Here is a 25,248-nt window from a genome sequence, read left to right on the forward strand (position 1 = left end):
AAATTAAGGATTATTTCTTAATGGAATTATATTCATCCGTTTTTCAATCGACTGCGCTCCTTGTCCAAGCAACACTCCATAATGGGTGGCGTTGGTCATGACATGTTTTACATAATCACGTGTTTCGGTTAAGGGAATGGTTTCAGTATATTGGTCAGCGGCTATCTGCTGGGCATCCGGTTGCCAACGACGTGCACGGTTTGGACCAGCATTATAGCCAGCCGTTGCCAGCACAGGATTATTGCTGAGCTGGCTCTGAATCATCGACAAATAAAAAGTGCCATAACGAATATTGGTATTCATGTCGGTTAAAGCTGCCGGATTATAAGTTTCGCCCATTTGCCGGGCCACCAATTTCGCAGTATCCGGCATAATTTGCATCAACCCTCCTGCACCCACATGTGAACGTGCCTGTGAAACAAAACGGCTTTCCTGACGCATCAGACCATAGGCCCATGCAGGATCGATTCCGGCATTGCGACTATGGCTGACCACATAACTTTGATGTGGCATGGCATAACGATAGGAATAATTGTGCTTGGATTCAGTACGGTCAGCCGCGTAAATGGCACGGTCGTACCAACCTATATCCGTCGCACGTTTTGCAGCTGCCAGCAGTAAGCCATCATCATGTTTTAAATATGCCTGACGCACTGCCCAGTTCCATTCACGATTCACATAACTATCCGGTGCGTTGACACGGCGTAAAGCAAAAGCACGGTTAAAATGAATATTTTGGCTTAAACGCTGTACATCACTATTTGAAGGTTGAACATTACCGGGAATATTATTGTAACTCTGCCCCAACTTATCTCTGGCCAGCAGATTATGGTAATCATCTCCCTGTGCCAATTTTTTGAAAATTTCTTGTGCCACACGTTTAGAGTGAGCATCACCACGCTGCTCTGAAGCCCGTGCCAACCAGTACTGCCAACGATCTTCCTGCTTTTGGGTTACGCCCATCGCATCAATGGCCCGAATCAGGCTTTCCCATGCACTAAAACGAATGGCTTGACGGGCATAAATTTCCGCTTCTTCTGCACTAAAGGGCAAACCGTAACTGGCATCCAAATAATTTAGTACTTCACGGTTAAAATTGTTTTTCATCACCGTGGTTCCCCCAATATAGCCCACAGTACGATAGAGCGCTTTTTGTACTTGTAGCGGTGTCCCCTCTGCTGCATTTTTAACGGAAGCCATTGCAGTATTTAAGTCGCTATCGGCCAGACGTCCCAGGGCATAAATCAAATAAGCCTGATCTGCACTGGTGGCTTTGGGCGCAGACCATAAATAATTTAAAGGATTGGCCTGAATTTGATTGAGCTGTGCAAGTGATAGGCTCAGCCCCAGCGTTTGTGCCGTTGCCAAAGCCAAGCCCGACTGGCCTGCGCGAAGCTGTCCCCACAAACGTTGCTGTCTGTCCTGCTCGGTCATTAGGGGACTCGACAGCATCATACGTCCCAAACCGGTACAGGATTCAGGTTGTGAGTTGGTGGCAAGCCAGACATCTTTATATTCAGCAAAAACCAGGGGATCACCCGATTTGGCACGAACCTGTGCAACCGCACAGCTTTCCGCCTGATCTGGATTGGTCACATACTGCAAAATAGGCTGCGCAGTCGCAAAATCTGCCTGCTTGACTTTTTCTTCGACATAATCGGCAGCCAGTTTTTCCGCCATGGCCGATTGCGGATAACGCTGAGCAAAATTAACAATATTACTGGAAGGTTGTGCAGATAAATTCGCGTTCAATAACCAGTATTCCGGATAATAACCCAGCACATCGTTCTGCATCGATGCCTGATATTGTTGTAATAAATCTAAATTTGCAGAATTGGCAGCACGCAAAGCATCATTAAACTGTTCATCAGCCGCATAAGAAATCGAAATAAAACCGCTAGATGCCAAAGCAAAAGCAAGCACTTTATAATAATTTTTATTGATTACCCGATTAAACATATGCCCGCCTTCTGTCATTTAATATTGCCTTGGTCGCACCTAATCATTTTTGAATAGTTTAATTATTATTACACTACTCTACTGTTCTGTTATGTAACCTTATGATTAGACAATATTAATTTTCAATCATTTTTACTTCACAAATCAATATTTTTGCAGCTTTATTTAGAGCTATAAGTTTGGCTTCGATTCCTGCTAAAATATGCGCCTTTCTTGTATTCAAATTGCATTTTTTCAAGATGGCAGTCAGCCTCTTTTTTTTCCCTTCAATACCATTAGGCATTGAACGGAAAAAGAAATATCGCTCGCTGAGTGAGCTTGATACAGTCAGTCTTGAATTGCGATTTCACCGATTTATCCTTTAGGAGCCTACATGACGGTTCAAACCTTCATTCCAAATAGTGCCCAAGCTGCTTCAGAAAACACTGTTACCCAGCCACAGCACACCCTAGCCGACGGTTCAGTGAAAAAACTGTATATCGAAACGCAAGGGTGTCAGATGAATGAGTATGACAGTCATCGTATGGCAGACCTGTTGGGCGACTCACACGGTTATGTACTCACCACTGACCCAAATGATGCCGATATTCTGCTGATGAATACCTGTTCCATTCGTGAAAAGGCTCAGGAAAAAGTCTTTTCCGAACTAGGTCGCTGGCGCAAGCTGAAAGAAAAAAACCCTGATCTGGTGATTGGGGTCGGCGGTTGTGTCGCTTCTCAGGAAGGTGACAATATTCAGAAACGTGCACCTTATGTCGACATGGTTTTTGGTCCGCAAACCTTGCACCGTTTACCGCAAATGCTGGATCAGCATTCTGAGCAAATAGAAAAGCCCAAGAAAGAAAAAATCAAGCTGGTGGATATTTCTTTCCCGGATATCGAAAAATTCGACTTTTTACCTGAACCGCGTGTTGAAGGCTATAAAGCGTTTGTTTCGATTATGGAAGGCTGTTCCAAATACTGTTCTTTCTGCGTAGTCCCTTATACCCGCGGCGAAGAAGTATCGCGTCCTTTAGATGACGTACTTGCAGAAATTGCCGGTCTGGCGGAAAAAGGGGTTCGTGAAATCAGCCTATTAGGTCAGAACGTGAATGGTTACCGCGGCGAAACTTTTGAAGGCAATATCTGCACCTTTGCCGACTTGCTGCGTCTCGTTGCCGAAATTCCGGGCATTGGCCGTTTACGTTATACCACTTCACATCCGCTTGAATTTAATGATGACCTGATTCAGTGCTACCGTGACTTACCACAAATGGTTTCGCACCTGCACTTGCCGGTACAAAGCGGCTCCAACGATGTGCTGAAAGCGATGAAGCGTAACCACACCATCGATGTCTATATCGAAAAAATTAAAAAGCTACGTACCGTCCGTCCGGATATGCATTTATCTTCAGACTTTATTATTGGTTTCCCGGGTGAAACCGATGAGAACTTTGAAGAAACTTATCAATTCATCCAGGATTTAGATTTCGACCACTCTTACAGCTTCATTTATTCAAAACGTCCAGGTACACCCGCTTCAGAACTTGAAGACAACACCCCTGAAGATGTGAAAAAAGAACGTCTGGCCAAAGTTCAGCAATGGATTAAACGCTCAAGCATTGATAAAACTGATGCCATGCTCGGCACCATCCAGCGTGTACTGATTGAAAAGGTTTCTGACAAAGATCCGAACCTGTTGATTGGTACGGCGGACAATACCCGTCTGGTCTCTTTCATTGGTGATCCGGCCTGGGTTGGGCGTTTTGCAGAGATTGAAATTACCGAAATTAAAACTTTAAATTTTGTTTACGGTGAGCTCTTGAATCTTGAGCCTGACGTGGCGTAATGTAAGGTGATCAGTAAGATCATTTTATAAGGAATTCTCTTGACTGCAGCGATCCGACGTACAGTAACTTTTCCTGGTATTTCAATGGAACGTTTAAAAGGCATGCTGGGTGCTTATAACGGTCATTTGAAACAAATCGAACAGCGTTTAGAGGTCAAAATTTCCCATCGAGGTGATGCTTTTTACATCGATGGTGAGATTGATGCAGTAGAGAGAGCCGAAAGCCTCTTGATGCGTCTACATGAAGAAACTGAAACCAGCCAGCAAGTCAGCGCGGACACCCTGCATCTGATGATTCAGGGCAGTCAGACGGATCGTGAATTGCAGGAAGACTTTTCTGACAATGAACATACCGGTCTCGATGCCGTGTGGTTGCAAACCCGCAAAGGCCGGATTAATCCACGCGGTGCCAATCAAAAGCGTTATGTACAGCGTATTTTGCAAAGCGACATCTCATTCGGGATTGGCCCTGCCGGTACCGGTAAAACCTATCTTGCCGTGGCTGCTGCGGTAGATATGCTGGAACGTAATGAAATCCAGCGCATCCTGCTGGTTCGTCCTGCGGTTGAAGCCGGGGAAAAACTCGGTTTCTTGCCAGGGGATTTAAGCCAGAAAATCGATCCTTATTTGCGCCCGCTTTACGATGCGCTGTATGAAATGCTGGGCTTTGAAAAAGTCGCCAAACTGATTGAACGTCAGGTGATTGAAGTTGCGCCCCTCGCCTATATGCGTGGCCGTACCCTCAACCATTCTTTCGTGATTTTGGATGAAGCGCAAAACACGACGCCAGAACAGATGAAAATGTTCCTGACTCGTTTAGGCTTTGGTTCACGTGCGGTCATTACCGGTGACATCACTCAGGTCGATTTACCTCGCGGTCAGCAATCCGGTTTGGCCCATGCTTTACGTGTACTGGAACCTGTAACCGAAATTCATATCACCCGTTTCCATTCCCGTGACGTGGTTCGTCACCGGCTGGTACAGAAAATTGTCGAAGCCTATGAAGGATGGGACAGTGAACAACACCGTCTTAGTGCTGAAGCACGGGCAGAACGTAAAGCGCGTCAGGAAGCATTGATTGCTGAAAATGATGCTGCTGCCGATGCTCAGGACTAAGATACTTTAAGGATTCATTTTGAAACTTAACCTATCATTGCAACAAGACTACCAGTCATCTGAACTGGTACTAAAACGCACTTATATTAAAAAGGTCATTGAAACTACACTTCGTTTTATCGATGTCGATCAAAACTGCGAAATCGGGATTGCCTGTGTAGACAATAACGAAAGCCATAAGCTGAATCTGGAGTATCGCCAAAAAGACAAGCCGACCAATGTGCTGTCTTTCCCGAGCGATGTACCAGAAGAAGTTCTGGCAATGCTGGATGCCCTACCCATTGGTGACCTGGTGATTTGTATTCCTGTGGTTTTACAAGAGGCCATTGATCAGAATAAAACCCCGATTGAGCATTTTACTCATATGCTGGTGCACGGCACCTTACACTTGATGGGCTATGACCATGAAACCTCGGATGAAGAGGCAGAAGAAATGGAAGCATTGGAGATAGAAATTCTGGCGAAGTTAGGATTTGAAAATCCCTATACTGAGCAACAGTAAGTTCTAGCAGCCCTCCCATTTATTAAACCCGATTAATTTCGATTAGTCGGGTTTAATTTATGCCAAATAAGCATAAAATCTTAAAATACCCCTCAATAAATGCTGGAAAAAATGATGAACAGAATTCTTTTCAGACTTTGCCTGATTTCAGCGTTATTTCCTGCATCCCAACTGTATGCCAATGTTGAATCTGTATGTAAGGAAGTAAGGTTCCAGCCAGCAGATAATGCCTGGGTAGGCCATTATTATCTGGAAGGCGTGATGGAAGTCGGCTCTGAGCTTTTACTGCAACCAGACGGCAAGTTTAAATGGTATCTGGCAGTCGGTGCCTTAGACCAATATGCAGAAGGAACCTGGTGGAAAAATGGGACATGTATTGGCTTGAAAGCGGCTCCCCAATACCGCCAATATTTACAAATCTTTCCGACTCGCCTAGACCTTTCAGAAAAAGACTTAAATGTGACATGGCCGGATGGGCGTCAAAAGGGGCACTATGTATTAGCCTCACCTTAAAAACATAATCAAAATAAATACTTATCAAACTTTAAAAAGCAGATCAGTGCCATTCAATCAATGCACCTCAAACTCAGCTTCAGCCGGGTCAAACCGCCAGGTACGCACAATACGCAGTTCTGAAATATCTTTCATCCCTTTATCAAAACCACCGAATGGAGCAGCTTTACGTACTGAAGTCTTGGCCGCTTCATCCAGTAAACCATGACCTGAACTTTCAATCAGGCGAATGGCACGAATTCCGCCACTTTTATTTAAGATGACCATTAAACGGACCTCTCCTGCGAGGCGTTGCACTTTGGCTGCATCGGGATAATAGCGGTTACCGTAAAATTCTACTTTCTCACGGAATTTTTCCAAATAAGCGGCAGAAATATCCTGCTTGGCCTGTATACCATCTACGGTTTTAATTTTTTGCTGACGGCTAAAGTTTTGCTGACGTTGCAAATATTGTGCTTCCAGACTTGCCACCATCGCGGCCTTGGCCTGAAACTGGCTATTCAGCTCCTGCATGGCTTTTTTGCGCTGGTTCTGTTCTGCTTCTTTCTTCCAGCTTAAGGTGGTCATCAGCACTTTTTCTTCAAAGCTGAGTTCGCGTTTCTGTTGTAAACGCTCCAGAGTTTCCTGTTGCTGTTCACCGGTCGTTTGTTCAGTCATCGCTGCCGGCATATCGCTCGACATACGGTGTGCTTCACGAAAAGTTCCAGAACCTTGCTGATCTGCCTGTGCCAGAAAATCCGCATGTTCCACCTTGTCCTCACTCGGACGTAATATGACGGCAATCTCTTTGACTGCCGCATCACTTTCTTGCGGCATGGCAAACTGCAAAGTCAAAATAATCAAATGCAAAGCAACAGCTACAATCACTGCGCTTGTGAAAATTGGATCTTTCCACCATGCATGCATTAAAGGTGCGAAACTGATTTTCTTAAGCATCACATTAAACCGACAAAATGTCTGGTCCCCAAACTGCATAAAAGCAGTATAAAATAAACACAGCGTCTAGTTTTGAATGAAGAAACGAGAACTCAGTCAATAAGCACGCTGTAGACAATTAAAATCATGAAAATGGTGCAATTAATTTTGTTAAACTGCAAGGTGGAATATCTGTATTTTTAATACTTTCGACAGAATCTATCGAAGTTTAAGAAGATTAACTCGCTGGGATGCCTTATATGCAAACGCTACTATCCAATATCTCTAAACGTATACGCCAGGTGTATGAAAAGGCTGAAGGGTTTATTGAAGATGAGCGTGAATTCCCCCTTTCTCAAGTTTTTTTAAATGCAACTTTTCAGCGTTTTGTTACTGACAATGTTGCCATGCTGAAAGATCTGCATGCCGACTTGCATGAAGACTGGCTACGCTTATATGCAACGCTTGATGTGAAGGGTTTATACATTACCCTTTCAGTCGATTTGAAACTGGTACAGATGGAACTGAATAAAGACACCCAACTGATTGTGTTTGAACAGATTAGTGACACCCAAGTGATTGAAGCCAAATTCAAAAATATCTTCCAAAAGCTTGCTGTAAAATTTGCTTTATTTTTCTATCAAAAAGTACTCAATCAAGACCCTTTGGGCATGATTCTTAAAAAGTTGAATGTCATTAAAGTAAAAGATGACTTATTGCATCTGGATTTAAACCGATGGTTAGGCAAAAAGCGTTCTATCATTGATACCTTAGCAAAAGTGCATGTCAACCATGCGGTTTTGCGTGAAGCTGAACTGGTGGTCATAGGCAATGTCAACCTGACTGCATTATTCAGAAAAATGTCCGAAGAGCCGATGGAGGTCTGGGAGATTGCGGAAGAATACCAGAACAGCAAAGTCAGTCCGGTTAAGCAAAAATAAATTAGATGATGATTACTGATTAAAACCTATATTTTTTAGGGAAAAACTACATAAAGATACAGATCGAACAAAATTTCAGATTTTATCTTCATAATCAAAGCGCATAATACCGCTTAAAGACAAGTTTTACATTTTATTCCAAATTCAGAGGAACAATTTACTGATGGCTCACCCTGTATTGAAAACAATTGCGTTGACATCTGGATTAAGCACTACTCTGTTGTTTGCTGGTTTCTCAAGCCAAACCTTCGCCATGAGTCCATTCCAGGCAAGTTATCAATTTAGCTATAATGGCAAAAATCTGGGTTCTGCTACCCGTACATTAAGCAAGTCGGGAAATAACTGGACTTATGTTTTTGCTGCAAAAGCTGCTGGCTTGGCTTCTGCAACAGAAACCAGTTATTTTGGCTTTAATAATGGCCAAATTATTTCCCATACTTTCAGCCGTAGCAGTAAAGTACTCATTCACAATAATACAATGAGTATCAAGTTTAATCCCACAGCTAAAACCATTAATACCAAGAAGGATGACATAGCACGTTCATTTGCCTGGAAAGCCGGTACGCTGGATGAACTGAATGCTGAATTACAACTGCGTGAAGACTTAAAATCATCCGGGCTGAGATCAAGTTATGCGATTGTCGATGCCAAAGAAGTGGAATCACGTCGTTTTGTCAAACAGGGTATGGAAAAGGTAAAAACGTCTTATGGCACTTTCGACACCATTAAAGTAGTGCTCAAGCACAGTAAGCCAAATCGAGATACCATTTTTTGGTTAGCACCTAAACTGGACTACACACCCGTAAAAGTAACCCATCAAGATGGCAAAACTTCCTATGGTTTATTGTTAACAGGTTATAAAGGCCCAACGAGTTAATCGATTTGAGCAATTTCGCTTGCATTTTTTGAGAGCCTTTTTAAAATACGCTTTTGCTTGAAAAAGCATCTGCCCTTAGAGGAATTCTCCCGTGCACGCACTAGAACAGAAAATCTTAAGTGAAGGTATCGTTCTATCTGATCAAGTTCTGAAAGTTGATGCTTTCTTAAATCATCAAATCGACCCTGTATTAATGCAGCAAATTGGCAAAGAATTTGCTGCCCGGTTTAAAGATGCAGGGATCACGAAAATTATCACCATTGAAGCTTCTGGTATTGCTCCAGCAGTCATGGCCGGTTTAGAACTTGGTGTGCCTGTGATCTTTGCACGTAAATATCAGTCTTTAACCTTAAAAGATGATTTATACCGTTCCAAAGTGTTCTCGTTCACTAAACAAATTGAAAGTACCATTGCCATTTCCAACAAGCACATCAACTCTAGCGATAAAGCTTTAGTGATTGATGACTTCCTGGCAAATGGTCAGGCTGCTTTAGGTCTTGCCGATTTAATTCATCAAGCAAATGCAGAAGTTGTGGGTATTGGCATTGTAATTGAAAAATCTTTCCAGCCAGGGCGCCAATTGTTACTTGATAAAGGTTACCGTGTTGAATCTTTGGCACGTGTTAAATCTTTAGAAAATGGTACTGTTGAATTTGTCCGTGACTAGAATTTCAACTGAATTTAAAAAGAACGCTCAGGCGTTCTTTTTTATAGGTGTTTGTTTTTAGAATGCATATTTTATGTGAAACAGCTATCCAGAATAATGTTAACAAAATCGGTGCTTACTCACCTGCTCCATGTGAATTCAGCTTGCTGGCCCCTGCTGCAAAATGAGATACAAGAAAAATTAAATTCGTTGCACTTTTTTGTCCAATAATTCGAATCAACTCTAGGGCCTGTCATCAATTAGCTTGAGAAAATCTAATCTATCCTCATTATTTTTTCATGACTAAACGCTATGCATTAAGAGATGATCAGTGGGAACAGATTAAGGATCTGTTGCCCGGACGAGCAAGTACTGTTGGAGTAACTGCCAAAAACAACAGGCTATTTGTTGAAGCAGTATTATATCGGTATCGTTCAGGTATTCCGTGGCGAGACTTACCAGAACGCTTTGGGGATTTTAGAGTCATGCACACTCGCTTTAGCCGTTGGGCTAAAGCAGGTGTATGGCAGAAAGTTTTTGAAGGGCTATCACATGAAAGTGATAATGAATATGCCATGCTGGACTCAACCATTGTGCGCGCTCATCAACACAGTGCCGGGAAAAAAAGAACAGGCAATCGAACGCAGTAAAGGTGGCTTAAGTACCAAAATTCATGCCCGTACTGATGCTTTAGGCAACCCAACAGGATTTTATCTCACTGCCGGGCAGGCTCATGACTTAAATGGTGCTGATGTGCTGCTGGACTTATCGTTAAGTCAGACTTGGCTCATGGATAAAGCCTACAATTCCAAGAATCGGGTGATTGATCCAATCCATAAGATCAAGGGTCAGATCGTGATGCCGTCCAAAAGTAACGCGATTGATCAGCGTGATTATGACCAACATCTTTATAAGGCAAGACATCTGATCGAGAACTTCTTCGCCAAGCTCAAGCAGTATCGAGGTATTGCTACGCGCTATGATAAATTGGCTCAAAACTTCCTCTCAGCGATCTACTTACCTCAATCATGATATGGCTTAATTGATGACACGCCCTAGTCAATAGCGAGGTTTTACATCTCATAACAACCGAACTTTCACACCAAATAGGACTTTTTAAAGATTAATTTAACTACAAAGCAATATTCACTGAACATTTTTTGCTCTAAAATAAAAAAGTCTAACTATCCGCAAATAGTTAGACCCTGGATCATATTGAACGGTGGATTTACTTTACGGTCACAGTAATGCTACCGGTGTTCACAGCACCAATAGCTGAAGTTTTGATACCATCAATATGATTCACTTTTCCATCTACATTTACAGATGCATCAATAGCTGCTGAATTAAAAGCTAAATTCGCTGCAGTGTAATTACTCAGAGTTTCAGAGAATTGGTCATAAGTATCCGTATTTAACGATGTACTAATGGAACTTTCAAACTCTGATGACCGTTCAGAACGCCATTCTTCCAAATTACGCGCCGCACTTCTTTCAGCATCAAGAGTTGACTCCACTGTTCCCGTATTCACTGCGCTCAAATTGCCTTGTTGCAAATTAATACTACCGGTGTTTACCGCACCAATTGCTGAAGTTTCTACTGCAATTTTGTCTCCCACATTATTCAGTGAGTTATACCGCCCATCTACATTGACCGTTGCATCAACAGTAGCGGTATTAATGGCAAGGTTAAGCGCAGTACCATTTGGCTGGGTATGTTGAGATAAAAGATTTAAGGCACCATTTAACCCAGTATCTACAGTGACCTCTTGAGCATTAGCCATGCCTGCACCGGACAAGAAGGCAACAGATAAGGCGATTGTTTTGATAGTCTTATTCATGGTTATTTTCCTTTTTTCTAATTTTGAAGTACTTCTCGCTAAGCACTTCTTTTTTATAATGGGAGCGAGCCCATTTTTATATATTTTTAATCACGCTGCGTGCTTGACCAGTAGTTTTCCACCATTTCCGGATTAACATCCCACAGCATCGAAGTCTTTTCATTGTCTTTTTCTTCATTCATTTTTTTTAAAAAAGATGAAGGCTTTTTCATACTGATATATTTAATCAAATCCTGTTTGCTCGGTTCAGACTCACCTTCAGGATTTTCAATCAACTCGGACTCTTTTTTCTTAGGTGGCTGAGTATCTTTACTAGGTAAATCGGTTGCTTTATTTTTCTCATTCGGTGAACTGGTTTTATGTGATGATGATTCCAGAACAGTACTCGGTAAATTTGCGCTACTTTGCTGCTGACTCTGCTTATACTTATACAGCGCAACCGAACTTCGGGTTAAACTCAATTGGCCAAATTCAGGTGGTATTTGCGCGCGGCAACTTTCAAAGGTTGCAGGCGGAACAACCTGACTAAGCAACTCAAAAGTAGCCAGATTCAGCATTTGGCGTAGAGCAAAATTAGTTGCTTCTCGCTCCCCTTTGCCCACCTGAATATTCAATAAAGTATGCCCGGCAAACCTACCTGCACTCAGACCATAATCCTGCGCAGCAATCTGTTTTTGCAGCGAAACATTAGCCACCACCTTACTGCTACGGGTATCAGTCAGGGATAAATCCAGCCCGACCATAATGCGGGTTTGACTATAATTCGGCCCGACTCCACCAATCTGCATATCCACACCGCTCCCTGGAATAAAATCCAGACTGTTGATGCTGCCAGTGACATAATAATCAGAAGCCTGAATTTGTCGTGGGTCGCGAATGCCCCACTTGGCTTCGCTTTCGATAATCCTCGGATCACGCCGGTTCAATAAACTGACCCCAGCCTGAAATAAGGCGGACTGCACCATATCTCCCGCACCTTGGGTCACCATTTTGCCACTGCCGCCATTGGTCACTACATCTTTGCCGGTCTGGTCCAGAATCGCTCCAACGGAAAAGCTGACATCACTGCGCAGTTGCCCTTTCAGGCAGGATAAAGCCATATCAAAAGGGGTGAAAATATCGGTAATTGGGGGACCCTGTACCAGACTGACCGGTTTCTTGTTTGAGACCGCCATACCCGTGCACCCGCTCATCAGCTGGCTAAAAAGGATCAACACAGTCACAGAAGATATTTTTCTTCTATTTAACGGGAAATTCAGCATAGTGAGTCCCCCCCCGGTTGGGTGCTTAAGTTGGGGCATTGCTGATTGTTTTGAGTGGTCGTGGAATTTAAGGTGCCTTCATTCGAAGTATCATTCGAAATGTCCACGCCGTTATTTGAACCATTGATATTCACATTGCTCGTAGCTGAATTCACCGTACCGATAGAGCTGGTCGAGGTGCTATTTATAGTGGTCTTTCCCAAGCCAGAATAATAATCGGAATCCTTGAGCTCGATCAGATTGGCCTGCACCAGATTTTCACTGGAACGAGTACTTGACGATTTCCAGCGCTGGCTCCATTCATCCGATGTGGCATAAGCATTGCCCAAAATACAGCAACAAAATAAACTCACATTGATCACTGATATTTTCATAATCATTACCCGTCCTTCGTTCCAGGATGTTTATTTATTTTTTATTTAGTAAGGTTTAATTTATATTAAAAATATTAAATCACATAAATAAAACAAAAGGCAAAATTTATCAGGTTTTACATGTCTTAGGTTTAAGATAACAAATTATCTTGTTGTTATAATTATTAATTTGTTAATTATTGTTTATTTTTGAATTGTAAGAAATCATTATGATATAAATTTTTAAAATTAAAATTTACATCAAAAAATTAATTAAATTAATATATTTTTTATATTAATAAATCAAAATTTCATAATCCAAAACGCCAACTATAAAAGCATTTTTAAGTTTAGAAAGTTGTAAACTTTGATTTTATTAACTCTTTTATTTAAATGTGACAAACATCTCATTTTTATAAAAATACAATTAACCAATCACCATTAATCGTATTTATAAAGTAATTCCAGCAGTAAAGTGAATTTTTTAAAAGCATGAGTATCCGTTCAAAAAAAAACACTCTAACTTTAGCGATAAGGCTGTTTGCAGCCCTATATCTACGACCACTTCAGTGTTTTGAGCATTTGCCATACCGGCACCGGTCAGGAAGGCGACGGATAAGAAGATTGTTTTAACAGTCTTCTTATCCGTCGCAAAATCGCAGAATTTAAGCCAAAGACACATGGAATTGGACTTAAAGAGAGGAGCCGTGCAGCCTCCAGCCTAGCCTGTTTTAAGTTGCAGTGTATGCAAAATACAGTCATTTTCATGGCTGTATGACTGATGATTATTAAAAAATCAGCCATCACCAGATTCGATAAAGAATGAATGTGTTTACAACTCAGATAAACTGTTTCGACTTTATTTCAACTAGAATCAAGTTGGTATGAAATGCTCCTGACATCCAGTTGCAGAAGCGACATACTGTAGCAACATGTCATAAATATCAGCTGACCTTGAAACCTTCTCTATTTCCTATAGTTCAAGATCGGTCAATATAAATTGTTGATGGAAAAACTTATGCAATGTCCTAAATGTGGATCGACCGAAGTTGAAAAACGCGATCACGAAAAGAACTTAAAGACCATTGGTGGAATTTTAATGACCTCCGCTGGGGCAACGGCAGGAACAGTCGGTGGTGCTGCAACAGGTGCATCGACAGGCGCAGCGATTGGGGCAGTCGCCGGACCATTAGGCGTGATTTTCGGTGGCACAGTAGGAACATTTGTAGGTGCCATTGCCGTAGGAGTGACAGGTGGGGTTTTAGGGAATATTTTCGGTAAAAAAGCCGGTGTCATTATCGATAAGAATGTGTTTCTAGATTATAAATGTTTGCAATGCAATCATAGATTTAAACAACCTGAATAAGCACTTAAACTTTAAATTGCAATAAAAAGACCCTTCATTTTTAGAAGGGTTTTTTATAGATACATACCTTACAAATAGAGTGAGTGAAACTCAAGTTCTTAATAAAGATCAGTTTACCTGCAATTTTTTAACCACTTCGCCCAAGCGTTTACCCTGCTCTTCACACAAGACTTTTTCATCCTGGCTTAAACCCAAATCATGGCGCGGACCACTGACATGGCTTGCTCCATACGGCGTGCCACCCGACTTGGTATTGGATAATGCCGGGTTGGCATTCGGTAGGCCCATAATCATCATGCCATGATGAAACAGAGGGGGAAGCATAGTCAGCAATGTGCTTTCCTGTCCGCCGTGCATCGAACCAGAAGATGTAAAGACACAGACCGGTTTTTGATGCAAAGCACCATTCAACCAAAGACTGGTGGTCTGATCCCAGAAATACTTCATCTCAGAGGCCATATTGCCAAAGCGTGTCGGTGAACCCAAAGCCAGACCTGAACAATTGGCCAAATCATCCAGGGTACAATAAATATCCCCTTCCTCCGGAATACTCGGCTCAGCCTGTTTCACCACAGTCGACAGATTGGGTACCGTACGAATTTTTACCGCCATACCTGCAGATTCAACACCATTAGCAATTAAATGCGCCATTTCTTTGGTTGAGCCATATTTGCTGTAATATAAAACAAGGACATAAGACTGCATAATTTTTATAAACGGAGCCAAAAGAGAAAACTATACGGTATTTTTCCCATTTTTTGGTTAAGCTTGGTATTGAAAATTCATAAAGATGACTAAAAAAATTGAGACTTCATCACGATGCTAGAAAAGTATTTAAAAAAACTTCCTTTTTATAATGAGACCTGGTTTCAGTTTGCTTTATTTGTCATAAGACGTTTTGAAGCCGATCGTTGCCGTGATCAAGCGGCATCTCTGACCTATACCACGCTGTTTGCAGTGGTCCCCATGCTGACGGTTTTTCTGGTAATCATTTCTTCCATTAAAGCCCTGGAACCTGCAAGACAACAATTACAGCAACTGATTTATAGCCATTTTTTACCTCGAACCACCATCGCCTTTGACAAAGCCTTTACTGCCTTTACCGATAAATCCAGCAATCTGACAGTGATTGGTATTTTATTTCTGTTTGTGACTACAGTTATGATGCTTTCCAGTATCGAGACCGTATTTAACCGGATTTGGCGAGTCAAGGAAACGCGAGGCGGGATTATTGGATTTATGCGTTACTGGACCATTATTTCATTGGGTCCAATTTTGTTAGGCAGTGCTTTTGTTATTTCATCGACTGTAGCTTCGTTAAATGTACTGAGTAATAATTTTGCCGGTTATGAGGTCGACGGTGAATTTATCCTGTGGGGTATTTCCTTTGTTCTCACCATTTTAGGTTTTTTCATTTTAAACTGGACCATTCCCAACCGTAGTGTTCCGATTAAAGCTGCCCTGATTGCCGGTACATTTAGTACCGTCGTCTTTGAATTACTGAAAAATTTGTTTGGCATCATCATGTCGAATTTCACCAGTTATGAAATTGTTTATGGTGCTTTTGCTGCTATCCCGATTTTCCTGTTATGGATTTTCCTGTCCTGGAACATTGTTTTGCTGGGGGTCGAAATCAGTTATGCCCTGACTGCATTTAATTCAGGCAAAGAACCCAAACGCCATCCCGTGATTATGCTGCTGGATTTGATGGAGTTGTTTTATAAAAAACAGCAAAGTGGCGAAAGCGTTTCTGATGAAGAAGCACTGGAAGTCTTAGGCCGTGATGAAATTGGACGCTGGCCGACGTATGTAGTGATGCTGGAAAAACAAAATCTGGTGAAACGTACCGATGATGATGAATATGTGCTCACGCGCAATCTGGCTCAGGTCGATTTCTGGAGTTTTTATAAACAGCTGCCTTATCCACTTCCACGCAGCAAAGATATTGCCAATATCCGCCCGGATGATGAATGGATGCAAAGACTTGGACCCGCTCTGGTTGAATCTGATGACTATCTGGCGGCAAAACTCTCCATTCCTCTGTCGGCTATTTTTGAAAAGAAATAACCTTAACTGACCTTGACGATGCCATAAAAAAAGCCTTCACATATGAAGGCTTTTTCAATGGCTATTCGGATAACTACACAGATGTACTGACAAGAAAAAGACGCTTGATCCTGCCATGCAAACTGACCGTTATGTAAAAATTCAGAACTAAAAAAAGGCTGTATCAAACAGCCTTTTTACTCAGCTTTTTCGCTTATTGAACAAAGGTTTTCCAGACAAAATCCTGACTTTGACCTTGCAACGTCATTTTCAGTTGATCGCCTGATTGCAATGCAGCCACACCCGCAGGTGTACCGGTCATTACCACATCACCCGGCTCTAAAGTAAACACCTGACTGATATCTGCAAGCAAGGTTGCAATATCAAAAATCAGCAACGAGGTATCGCCTTTTTGACGCAGCTCATCATTTACATGAAAAGTATAATGGACATCTTTCCAGTCTTTGACTTCAGCAACGTCCACCCAATCTGCCAAGACACATGAACCGTCAAAGGCTTTGGCACGTTCCCAAGGCTGACCTTTCTTTTTCAAGTCATCCTGTAAATCACGCAGGGTTAAATCCAGACCTAAAGTCACTGCACCGACAGCTTGCAAGGCTTTGGCAGGATCAGTTTCTGCTTTCAAAGTACGGTCAATCCGCAGGCTGAGTTCACATTCATAATGGCAATTGCCCCATGCCGGATTCCAGCTAATGCCTTGTTCCAAACTCACTAAACTGCTGGGCGGCTTGATGAATAAAACAGGACGATCAGGAATGGCATTGCCTAATTCTTTGGCATGGTCTGCATAGCTGCGACCGATACAGACAATTTTAGATGGACGTGTATTCATGATCTTCCTTTTTTATTGCACTTTTACTTTATTTCAAACTTACTTTTTAAATGTGTTTTCAAATACGGTTTGATCGGCCAATTGCTCGAAGGCACGTTTCGGTACAATCACCACGGTACGATTCTTCAATTCAATCATATAAGTCAGCTTGCCCACAGCAAAGTTTTGCACTTCGCTATAGTTAAAAATCTGTTTACGGCCATTGGCATAAATATCGGCATGATCTTGAAACAACTCGATGCCCTGTTCACTTTTACCAAACTGATATTTCACAAATTGACGTTTGAACATCATCGGTAAAAACCAGTAACGCATAATCAATTGCAAAATTAAAAAGAAAGCGCCAAGCGCAACGTAATAGCGACCCACGCCATTAAAGCCGAGATAAAACCCCCAGATAATAATTCCAATACTCACCAATGGGGTAATAAAACGGGTAATCTGCTTTTTACCAAAAGTCGCCAGGGCAAAACCGTCTTGCGATTCTTCCAGGTTTAGGAAATAACGTACCGATACAGCAGGCTTGGTCTCTGACATAATTCATCATCAAATTATTCGAACAATTGTGCTAGATAGTACACCAGATTCCGTCATTTCCTTATTGTTTTTACCCACCTAAATTACATCAGGCAGCAATACAGAATATAAAGTTTTAGCCGGATTGGGAGTGATCAATCTTCTATTCGATTTTAAGCTGCGTTCCGATCATCTCAACAGTCTGGGAAATCTGTTTGATGCTGCCAGTAGAGAGCAACGCGAAATGTGCCTTATCACGACATGTTAGAACAATAGATGGCAATACCGTAATGGTATTAAAGATTAAACAGCAGATGAAATAATTTTTTAATACATTTAATTTATTCTAGGCGCAAAAAAACCGCAATTAAGCGGTTTCTTTCAATTTCACATCTGTCGATGTGATCAAGTTGGTGCGCTCAGAGAGATTCGAACTCCCGACCCCTTAGTTCGTAGCCAAGTGCTCTATCCAGCTGAGCTATGAGCGCGACGTCTTGATGTGGTGCATTATACGCGTTTTTAACATTCTGTTAAGTGCTTTTTCACAAATCTGCAATCAAATGGACAGTTATTGGGCGAAATTGGATTTTTCATCTATTTTTTAAACAAAATTTGTTTTTTGATGATTGCACAGATTGATTTGAAATAAGAAATCATCAATTTTATAAGCGTATTTTTATTTCAGGTTTACTTCAGATATCTGAAGTAAACATTGAAGATGAGATGCTTTTTAAAAACTTCCCAACTCATAGAAAAATTGACAAGATTAAGTTACACCAAATTTCAGACACAAAAAAAACCGCAACATGTGCGGTTTCTTCCAGTTTTACATCTGTCGATGTGTTCAAGTTGGTGCGCTCAGAGAGATTCGAACTCCCGACCCCTTAGTTCGTAGCCAAGTGCTCTATCCAGCTGAGCTATGAGCGCGTACTTGAGTTGCTTTGCAGCATTCGTTACTATAAAAATTACCACATTTAACTTGATTGGTGCGCTCAGAGAGATTCGAACTCCCGACCCCTTAGTTCGTAGCCAAGTGCTCTATCCAGCTGAGCTATGAGCGCATTTCAAGTTATTCGTGGCGGTGAGAGAGGGATTCGAACCCTCGGTGGGCTTTAAGACCCACGCTCCCTTAGCAGGGGAGTACCTTCAGCCACTCGGCCACCTCACCGTAACGAGCCGCCATAATACAAATTAAACTTCATTTCTTCAAGTCAGATTTCAAAAAATTCTGATATTTTTAATCAATCATCTATTTTTTAAACAATTTACGACTTTGCTCTGCCCTTTTCTGTCTGTTTTATGGCTGGTGACCGTGAAATATTCAGCTTCCCCCCAAAATTTGAACTGAAAAACACATTATTGCAATCATTTACGTGCAGTCTGTTGCAGCATGACTTATGCTAATCCTATCTTCTGACATGAAGCCAAAGACATTATGAAAAATTGGGTCGATCCTGAAGCTAAAGCTGAAGCTGAACGCTATGAAAATCCTATTCCTAGCCGTATTCTGATTTCTGAAACGATTGAAAAATTACAAGCACCACAATCTCATGCAGATTTAGTAGAACATTTTGAAATTGCAGATCAAAAAAGTATTGATGCACTCAGTCATCGCCTGATCGCCATGGTTCGGGATGGCCAGTTGATGAAAGATGGCTATAAGTTCCAGCTTGCCGCCAGCCAGCCGACGCATGAAGCCACGGTCTATATCAATTCCAAAGGTCTGGGCAGTGCCTCGATTGCCGATCATGAAGACCTTTTACTACCTGAACGCGAGCTGCGTCTGGTCTTTAATGGCGACCGCGTCAAGGTTCGTCAAACCTCGGTCGACCGCAAAGGCAAGCCTTGGGGCTTTATTACCGAAGTGGTGCAACATCGGGTAAAACAGATTATTGGTAAAGTGGCTGTTCACGATGGCGAATACTTTATTCAGCCGGCCAATCCGAATGCCCATCAACCGATTACTCTGGAAAAAGAACTGATTGAACATGCCCAGGTCAAAGTAGGTGATTCGGTTCGTGTGGCGATTGATGACTATCCGACCCGTGAAGAACTGGCGACCGGTCATATCGTGCAATCCATGGCAGACAAGGCCGATACGGAAATCATTATTCCACAAACCATTCTGGAATTTGGCTTGCCTTATGAATTCCCGGAAGAAGTGCTTCGCGATGCAGAACACTTTAAGGAACCTTCTGCACAAGACCGTGAAGGTCGTATCGATTTACGTGATTTGGCTCTGGTCACTATTGATGGTGAGGATGCCCGCGACTTTGACGATGCCGTGTATGCAGAAAAACGTCCAGGTGGCGGCTACCGTGTGGTCGTAGCCATCGCTGACGTAAGCCATTATGTCCGCAATGACAAACCACTAGATGACGAAGCCAAAGAGCGTGGCACTTCAGTCTATTTCCCGCACTTTGTGCTGCCGATGTTGCCAGAAGCCTTATCTAATGGTCTGTGCTCACTGAATCCGCATGTCGATCGTCTCTGTATGGTTTGCGATTTAAAACTGTCCCGTGCCGGTCGCGTCACTGGTTTTGAATTCTACCCTTCTGTGATGCATTCCAAAGCGCGTCTCACCTATACTCAGGTGGCACAGTATTTTGATGGCGACAGCAAAGCCGTTCCTGAAGATCGGGATGTACGCAAATCGCTGAATACCTTGTTCCAGCTTTATCAGATCTTGAAAGGTTTACGTGCAGAGCGTCATGCCATGGAATTCGAAACGGTCGAAACCTACATGACCTTCGATGAGCTAGGTGGTATTAAAGAAATTCTGCCGCGTACACGTAACGAAGCACATAAACTGATTGAAGAATGTATGTTATTGGCCAACGTGGCAGCCGCAGAATATGCTCTGGAAAATGACATTCCGATGTTATACCGTGTACATGAGCCACCTGAATTTTCACGCATCCAGAAAGTACGTGAATATGTGAAATTGCTTGGCCTGCCGTTCCCGGAACAACCAACGCAAAAAGATTATCAGGCGGTGATTGAAGCCACTAAAGACCGTATTGATGCACCAAGCATTCATGCGGTGCTGTTACGCTCGATGATGCAAGCCTATTACGGTGCAAATAATGCCGGACATTTTGGTTTGGCTTATGAAGCCTATACGCACTTTACCTCCCCGATTCGCCGTTACCCAGACCTGTTATTACACCGTGCCATCAAGGCCCATTTAAAACAAAAGCCTTTCGCGCTTTCCGGTGCTGCTCTGGATGATGCCGGTGAACATTTCTCTCAAACTGAACGCCGTGCCGATGAAGCTTCCCGTTCCGTCACCACCTGGTTGAAATGTCATTATATGAAGCAGCATTTAGGTGAAGAATTTGTCGGTGTGATCAGTGCCGTAGCTGAATTTGGCCTGTTTGTAACCTTAAAAGATCTCTATGTTGATGGTATGATCCACGTCAGCCAACTGGGCGATGACTATTTTGTCTATGACCAGCCAAGCCAAAGCTTAATCGGTCAGGCACGTGGTCAAACCTTTAGTCTGGGCGATGAAGTCAAAATTAAGGTGGCTGCGGTAAATCTGGACGATCGCAAAATTGACTTTGAACTGTTGCAACAACTGACCCATGCCGGCCGTGCTATTCGTAGCCGCGCGCCACGTGTGGCCAAGACAACAACAGAAGAAGTATTTAGCCCACGTGCGAAAGCCGTGGTCAGTGAAGATGGTGAACAACCGATTCGCAAGAAAAAGCCTAAAACCAAATCTGCTGCACCAGCTAAAAAGTCAGATAAAAAATCTTCAGCCAAATCGGATGCAAAAGCCAAAGACAAGCTGAAGAAAAAATCCAAACCGAAAAAGAAAAAGTCGAATGCGAAAACTAAGCTAGACTAATTTTCTGATCAAAGCCCTACTCCGGTAGGGCTTTTTATTGAGTCTAATCTAGAAAGTATTTACCGACTGAAAAATAATAGCCCTTGATTTAACCTTCTCTAAGCCTTACATCTATTATTAAGTTTATAAAATGATATGGCGTATTAGAAATGACTTTAGAAAAGGCAACCTTGCCCGTTCCACAATTTGACCAGATTCAACTGGCTGATTTAAAACAACAGATTGAACAAGCCATTCAACAAGGACAAAGTTTTTTAAAAGATTTAACTGCAGTTCCAGAGAACGCTCAGGCACAGCTTAATGTGTTAGAGCAAGTTGATACGCTGGAAAACAACATGAGTGAAGCTTGGGGTGTATTGTCACATCTCAATGCCGTGATGAATAACACAGAAACGCGTGAACTTTATCAATCCCTGCTTCCAGCATTAAGTGAATACTACACCCAGCTGGGTCAACACACGGTACTCTATCAAAGCTATCAACATGTATATGACTCGTCCATATTCAGTACCCTCCCTGCAGCCCATCAAAGTGCAATTAAACTGGCACTACGTGATTTCAAACTGTCAGGTGTAGCCTTAGAAGGTGAAGCGAAAAAACGTTATGCAGAAATTTCTGCCCGTTTGTCACAGCTGTCATCTGACTTTTCCAACCATGTATTAGATGCCACACAAATCTACTTCAAGCCTCTAACTGAAGAACAACTCAAAGGTTTACCACAAAGCAGCGTAGATTTACTTAAACAATATGGTCAGCAACGTGAACTGGATCAGTCAGTCGCGACTTTAGATATTCCAGCTTATCTGGCCATCATGACCTATGCCGATGACCGTGGCTTACGTGAGGAATTATACAAAGCCTATACCACACGTGCTTCCGACCTGTCTGAGTATCCTGAATTTGACAATACCCAGGTGATGGAAGAAATCCTGAGTCTGCGTCATGAAATGGCACAGTTATTAGGTTTCAACAACTATGCCGAGTTATCGCTGGCCAGCAAAATGGCACCCGATGTCGAAACTGTAGACAAGTTCCTGGTTGATCTGGCTGAACATGCCCGAACCCCTGCAAGTAAAGAAATTGCCGAATTAAAAACCATCGCCATTCAGGATGGCATACTCGAGTTACAGCCGTGGGATACCGGTTATTATTCGGAAAAACTGAAACAGCAACAATTCAACTTATCGCAGGAATCACTGAAACCGTATTTCCCTGCACCCAAGATTTTGCAAGGCCTGTTTAGCATTGTGAATCGTCTTTACAGCATCAACATTGTGGAACGTGAAGCACCAGTCTGGCATCCAGATGCGCGCTATTTTGAACTGGAAGATCAAGGCAAGGTAGTCGGCGGTTTTTATTTCGATCTGTATGCACGTAGCGGCAAACGCGGTGGTGCCTGGATGAGTGGTTTCCGCTCGCGCATGCAAACCCGACAAGGCCTGCAAAAACCGATTTGCTACATGGTCTGCAACTTTACCCCTGCAGTCGGCGATCAACCTGCGCTGCTCACTCACGATGAAGTCAACACCCTGTTCCACGAATTTGGCCATGGGCTGCATCATATGCTGACAGAAGTCGACCATATTGCCGTGGCAGGTACACACGGCGTAGATTGGGATGCAGTCGAGCTACCAAGCCAGTTTATGGAGTTCTGGACCTGGGATACTGACAGCCTCGATCTGCTGAGTGAACACATCGAAACCCGGCAGCATTTGCCAGAAGATTTGCTTAAATCCTTGCTGGATGCCCGTTTCTTCCAGTCTGGTATGCAAACCTTGCGTCAAATAGAATTTGCCCTGTTTGACCTGTCGATTCACAAACACAGTTCTGCTTTAAATGCCGAACAGGTACAAGCGACGCTGGACGAAATTCGCCAAAAATATGCGGTCGCACCGACAGCCAGTTATAACCGTTTCCAGCATAGCTTTAGCCATATTTTTGCCGGAGGCTATGCTGCGGGTTATTACTCTTATAAGTGGGCCGAAGTTTTGGCCAGTGATGCCTTCGACCGTTTCGAAAAAGAAGGAATCTTTAATGTGCAGACCGGAAAAGAATTTCGTCAATTTATTCTAGCAGTTGGCGGAAAAGATACAGCACTTGACGCGTTTATCAATTTCCGCGGACGCGAGCCAAAAATAGATGCGTTATTACGTCATCAAGGTTGGACGAAGCCCTCTAAAAACGCTTAAACTAACTGTCTAAGATTGTTCGGAAGGTTAGGATGATGACTATCAAACGTCGTTTCATTGCAGGTGCTAAATGTCCAAAATGTGAAGCACTGGATCGGGTTGTCATGCTAACTTCTGGCGACGATGAATGGATTGAATGTATTGACTGTGGCTATAGCGAAAACCGGCCAACACATGTCGAAGAACCACAAATGCCGGAACTGCCGGATGAGATTGGTGTCATTCAGTTCAAACCACGTCAGCCTAAATAAAAACAGGTTCAATATGACATTAGATCAAAGAAATAGCCCAAAACTTTTATTGGGCATTATGGGGGGATTGGTTGCAATCATTGCGCTTTTTTTGGCCTATCAATGGTTTTTTGCAACTTCAAATGAAACATTGCCTGAACATGAAGGAGCCAGTTTAACAGCTCCTGCAAAACCTGTGGCTAAAGCTGAAAAACCAACTGAACCGCTTGCTCAAGCCGAGCAGAAAACCATTCAGCTGGTGGATGAAAAAATTCTGAAAGAAGCTGTTCCAGAAAATGAAGCACTCGCCAAAGAAGAAGTGGCCAAACTGGACGATATTCAAAGCCAGTTAAATAAACAGGAAAGCATGCTAAAAGCTCAACACGCCGATGCAGATGAGCTGATCGCCCTGAAAGAAGAACAAATTAAATTACTCGAAGCTCAATTGGCTCAAAAACAATAATTTTATAGTTGAATATTCAGCTAAAATATCAGCACATGTTTTAGCTGATTTCTTTCATGTCCCTACCGACCAGCAATCGGAACCTGTTTACAGCACTTGCCTTACTGACCTGCTCTGCCTTTTTATTTTCTCTGATGGGCGTCTGTATTCGCTATGCCTCACACACGGTAGATAATCCCACTATTGTATTTTTTCGCAACTTTGTCGGCTTGTTTATTTTTCTGCCGTTTATTTACCGTAAAGGAATTGGATTTTTTAAAACCGAAAAAATCTGGATGCATAGCTGGCGTGTCGTGATCGGGCTGGTCGCCATGTATGGCTTCTTTTATGCGATTGCCCATTTAAAGCTGTCCAATGCCATGGTGTTTACCTATTCTTCCCCGATTTTTATTCCCCTGATCGCCTGGTTGTTTCTGAAAGAAAAAATTACCCAATCTATGCTGCTCGCAGCAGCCATTGGCCTGATCGGTGTCATTTTTGTGGCCAAACCTGATGCCGGCATGTTTAACCAGATGTCGATCATTGGACTAGGGGCAAGCTTGCTGGCGGCCATGGCATTTGTGACGGTTCGTGCACTTACCATTACTGAATCGCCAGAAAAAATCGTGTTTTATTTCTGTTTTATCGGCACCCTCATTTCCATGATTCCGATGTTCTGGCTATGGCGTTCTTATACCTGGACTGAACTAGGTTTCTTGATTGGCGCGGGACTGCTGGCCAATATCAGCCAGATTTTCATGTCCAATGCCTATAAACTCGCACCTGCCGGACAAATTGGCCCGGTGAATTATATTGCCATTATTTTTGCAGGAATCTGGGGCTTTATCTTTTTGCGTGAAACACCCGATCATTATAGTTTAATCGGCTTCGGACTGATTCTGGGTGCGATTATCCTGTGCAGCCCCGTGGTGCAAAAACGTTCAGTCTAATCATTCAGCCATTTCTTTCTGTCATAAAAAAGCACCCGAAGGTGCTTTTTT

At 42.6% G+C, this 25,248-nt stretch carries 22 protein-coding genes, 4 tRNA genes and 1 pseudogene; 15 read left to right on the forward strand and 12 right to left on the reverse strand.

Annotated features, from left to right (window positions below; all coding sequences use genetic code 11):
* Nucleotides 1–3 precede the first annotated feature (3 nt).
* Nucleotides 4–1,977 (reverse strand): lytic transglycosylase domain-containing protein, encoded by a 1,974-nt coding sequence (locus tag B9T38_RS04905; RefSeq protein WP_171263174.1) that lies wholly within the window; start codon nt 1,975–1,977, stop codon nt 4–6.
* Between the two features lie 355 nt (nt 1,978–2,332).
* Between B9T38_RS04905 and miaB the strand changes: the two genes are divergently transcribed.
* The 4 genes from miaB (at nt 2,333) to B9T38_RS04925 (ending at nt 5,918) form a co-directional block, all read left to right on the forward strand.
* A complete protein-coding gene (gene miaB / locus B9T38_RS04910) occupies nt 2,333–3,787 on the forward strand; it encodes a tRNA (N6-isopentenyl adenosine(37)-C2)-methylthiotransferase MiaB (RefSeq protein WP_086195733.1) in 1,455 nt (484 codons plus the stop codon).
* 39 nt (nt 3,788–3,826) lie between these two features.
* Nucleotides 3,827–4,903, forward strand: coding sequence for a PhoH family protein (locus B9T38_RS04915; RefSeq protein ID WP_086195734.1), 1,077 nt, complete (start codon nt 3,827–3,829; stop codon nt 4,901–4,903).
* A 19-nt stretch (nt 4,904–4,922) separates the two neighbouring features.
* Nucleotides 4,923–5,405 carry an rRNA maturation RNase YbeY gene (gene ybeY / locus B9T38_RS04920; protein ID WP_086195735.1) on the forward strand — a complete coding sequence of 161 codons (483 nt, stop codon included), beginning with the start codon at nt 4,923–4,925 and terminating at the stop codon, nt 5,403–5,405.
* A gap of 114 nt (nt 5,406–5,519) precedes the next feature.
* Nucleotides 5,520–5,918 (forward strand): hypothetical protein, encoded by a 399-nt coding sequence (locus tag B9T38_RS04925; protein ID WP_086195912.1) that lies wholly within the window; start codon nt 5,520–5,522, stop codon nt 5,916–5,918.
* Nucleotides 5,919–5,975: 57 nt separating this feature from the next.
* Here the strand turns inward: B9T38_RS04925 and B9T38_RS04930 are convergent, their stop codons facing one another.
* Nucleotides 5,976–6,854, reverse strand: a complete 879-nt coding sequence (locus tag B9T38_RS04930; protein ID WP_086195736.1) for an energy transducer TonB — start codon at nt 6,852–6,854, stop codon at nt 5,976–5,978.
* A gap of 239 nt (nt 6,855–7,093) precedes the next feature.
* On the opposite strand from B9T38_RS04930, the gene B9T38_RS04935 reads away from it, so the two are divergent.
* The 4 genes and pseudogenes from B9T38_RS04935 to B9T38_RS04950 all read left to right on the forward strand — a co-directional run bounded on the left by B9T38_RS04935 (nt 7,094) and on the right by B9T38_RS04950 (nt 10,329).
* Nucleotides 7,094–7,774 (forward strand): hypothetical protein, encoded by a 681-nt coding sequence (locus tag B9T38_RS04935; RefSeq protein ID WP_086195737.1) that lies wholly within the window; start codon nt 7,094–7,096, stop codon nt 7,772–7,774.
* 163 nt (nt 7,775–7,937) lie between these two features.
* Nucleotides 7,938–8,651, forward strand: coding sequence for a DUF3108 domain-containing protein (locus B9T38_RS04940; protein ID WP_086195738.1), 714 nt, complete (start codon nt 7,938–7,940; stop codon nt 8,649–8,651).
* 91 nt (nt 8,652–8,742) lie between these two features.
* On the forward strand, nt 8,743–9,318 hold the full coding sequence (locus B9T38_RS04945; protein ID WP_086195739.1) for a xanthine phosphoribosyltransferase: 576 nt from the start codon (nt 8,743–8,745) through the stop codon (nt 9,316–9,318).
* A 278-nt stretch (nt 9,319–9,596) separates the two neighbouring features.
* Nucleotides 9,597–10,329: pseudogene (locus tag B9T38_RS04950) on the forward strand (IS5 family transposase).
* Nucleotides 10,330–10,525: 196 nt separating this feature from the next.
* Here B9T38_RS04950 and B9T38_RS04955 read toward each other — a convergent pair.
* The 3 genes from B9T38_RS04955 to B9T38_RS04965 all read right to left on the reverse strand — a co-directional run bounded on the left by B9T38_RS04955 (nt 10,526) and on the right by B9T38_RS04965 (nt 12,773).
* A complete protein-coding gene (locus tag B9T38_RS04955) occupies nt 10,526–11,137 on the reverse strand; it encodes a hypothetical protein (RefSeq protein ID WP_086195740.1) in 612 nt (203 codons plus the stop codon).
* Between the two features lie 86 nt (nt 11,138–11,223).
* Nucleotides 11,224–12,399, reverse strand: coding sequence for a CsgG/HfaB family protein (locus B9T38_RS04960; protein WP_086195741.1), 1,176 nt, complete (start codon nt 12,397–12,399; stop codon nt 11,224–11,226).
* Complete coding sequence (locus B9T38_RS04965) at nt 12,393–12,773, reverse strand: hypothetical protein (RefSeq protein WP_086195913.1); 381 nt, start codon at nt 12,771–12,773, stop codon at nt 12,393–12,395. Before B9T38_RS04965 ends, B9T38_RS04960 begins: the two co-directional genes overlap by 7 nt.
* Before the next feature lie 985 nt (nt 12,774–13,758).
* Between B9T38_RS04965 and B9T38_RS04975 the strand changes: the two genes are divergently transcribed.
* A complete protein-coding gene (locus B9T38_RS04975) occupies nt 13,759–14,118 on the forward strand; it encodes a hypothetical protein (RefSeq protein ID WP_086195743.1) in 360 nt (119 codons plus the stop codon).
* Nucleotides 14,119–14,226: 108 nt separating this feature from the next.
* Here B9T38_RS04975 and wrbA read toward each other — a convergent pair whose 3' ends face one another.
* Complete coding sequence (gene wrbA, locus B9T38_RS04980; RefSeq protein ID WP_086195744.1) at nt 14,227–14,823, reverse strand: NAD(P)H:quinone oxidoreductase; 597 nt, start codon at nt 14,821–14,823, stop codon at nt 14,227–14,229.
* Nucleotides 14,824–14,937: 114 nt separating this feature from the next.
* Here wrbA and B9T38_RS04985 point away from each other — a divergent pair, with 114 nt between their 5' ends.
* Nucleotides 14,938–16,185 carry a YihY family inner membrane protein gene (locus B9T38_RS04985; protein WP_086195745.1) on the forward strand — a complete coding sequence of 416 codons (1,248 nt, stop codon included), beginning with the start codon at nt 14,938–14,940 and terminating at the stop codon, nt 16,183–16,185.
* A 193-nt stretch (nt 16,186–16,378) separates the two neighbouring features.
* On the opposite strand, the gene B9T38_RS04990 is transcribed toward B9T38_RS04985, so the two are convergent.
* The 6 genes from B9T38_RS04990 to B9T38_RS05015 all read right to left on the reverse strand — a co-directional run bounded on the left by B9T38_RS04990 (nt 16,379) and on the right by B9T38_RS05015 (nt 18,701).
* The gene (locus B9T38_RS04990; protein ID WP_086195746.1) at nt 16,379–17,017 is read right to left on the reverse strand and encodes a fumarylacetoacetate hydrolase family protein; all 639 of its coding nucleotides are present in this window, start codon (nt 17,015–17,017) and stop codon (nt 16,379–16,381) included.
* Nucleotides 17,018–17,056: 39 nt separating this feature from the next.
* Complete coding sequence (locus tag B9T38_RS04995) at nt 17,057–17,554, reverse strand: YcxB family protein (protein WP_086195747.1); 498 nt, start codon at nt 17,552–17,554, stop codon at nt 17,057–17,059.
* Nucleotides 17,555–17,944: 390 nt separating this feature from the next.
* A tRNA-Arg gene (locus B9T38_RS05000) sits at nt 17,945–18,021 on the reverse strand.
* 362 nt (nt 18,022–18,383) lie between these two features.
* Nucleotides 18,384–18,460: transfer RNA gene (locus B9T38_RS05005), tRNA-Arg, on the reverse strand.
* Between the two features lie 57 nt (nt 18,461–18,517).
* A tRNA-Arg gene (locus B9T38_RS05010) sits at nt 18,518–18,594 on the reverse strand.
* 15 nt (nt 18,595–18,609) lie between these two features.
* Nucleotides 18,610–18,701 (reverse strand) — tRNA-Ser (locus B9T38_RS05015).
* Between the two features lie 264 nt (nt 18,702–18,965).
* Between B9T38_RS05015 and rnr the strand changes: the two genes are divergently transcribed.
* The 5 genes from rnr (at nt 18,966) to B9T38_RS05040 (ending at nt 25,197) form a co-directional block, all read left to right on the forward strand.
* On the forward strand, nt 18,966–21,386 hold the full coding sequence (rnr, locus tag B9T38_RS05020; RefSeq protein ID WP_213033052.1) for a ribonuclease R: 2,421 nt from the start codon (nt 18,966–18,968) through the stop codon (nt 21,384–21,386).
* Nucleotides 21,387–21,535: 149 nt separating this feature from the next.
* Nucleotides 21,536–23,575: a M3 family metallopeptidase gene (locus B9T38_RS05025; protein WP_086195749.1), complete on the forward strand. Its 2,040-nt coding sequence runs from the start codon at nt 21,536–21,538 to the stop codon at nt 23,573–23,575.
* Nucleotides 23,576–23,616: 41 nt separating this feature from the next.
* Complete coding sequence (locus B9T38_RS05030) at nt 23,617–23,826, forward strand: YheV family putative zinc ribbon protein (protein ID WP_171263178.1); 210 nt, start codon at nt 23,617–23,619, stop codon at nt 23,824–23,826.
* A gap of 13 nt (nt 23,827–23,839) precedes the next feature.
* Nucleotides 23,840–24,268: a hypothetical protein gene (locus tag B9T38_RS05035; protein ID WP_086195751.1), complete on the forward strand. Its 429-nt coding sequence runs from the start codon at nt 23,840–23,842 to the stop codon at nt 24,266–24,268.
* 56 nt (nt 24,269–24,324) lie between these two features.
* Nucleotides 24,325–25,197, forward strand: a complete 873-nt coding sequence (locus B9T38_RS05040; RefSeq protein WP_086195752.1) for a DMT family transporter — start codon at nt 24,325–24,327, stop codon at nt 25,195–25,197.
* The last annotated feature ends 51 nt before the right edge of the window (nt 25,198–25,248 follow it).

The organism is Acinetobacter sp. ANC 4218 (assembly GCF_002135245.1).
Taxonomy (GTDB): domain Bacteria; phylum Pseudomonadota; class Gammaproteobacteria; order Pseudomonadales; family Moraxellaceae; genus Acinetobacter.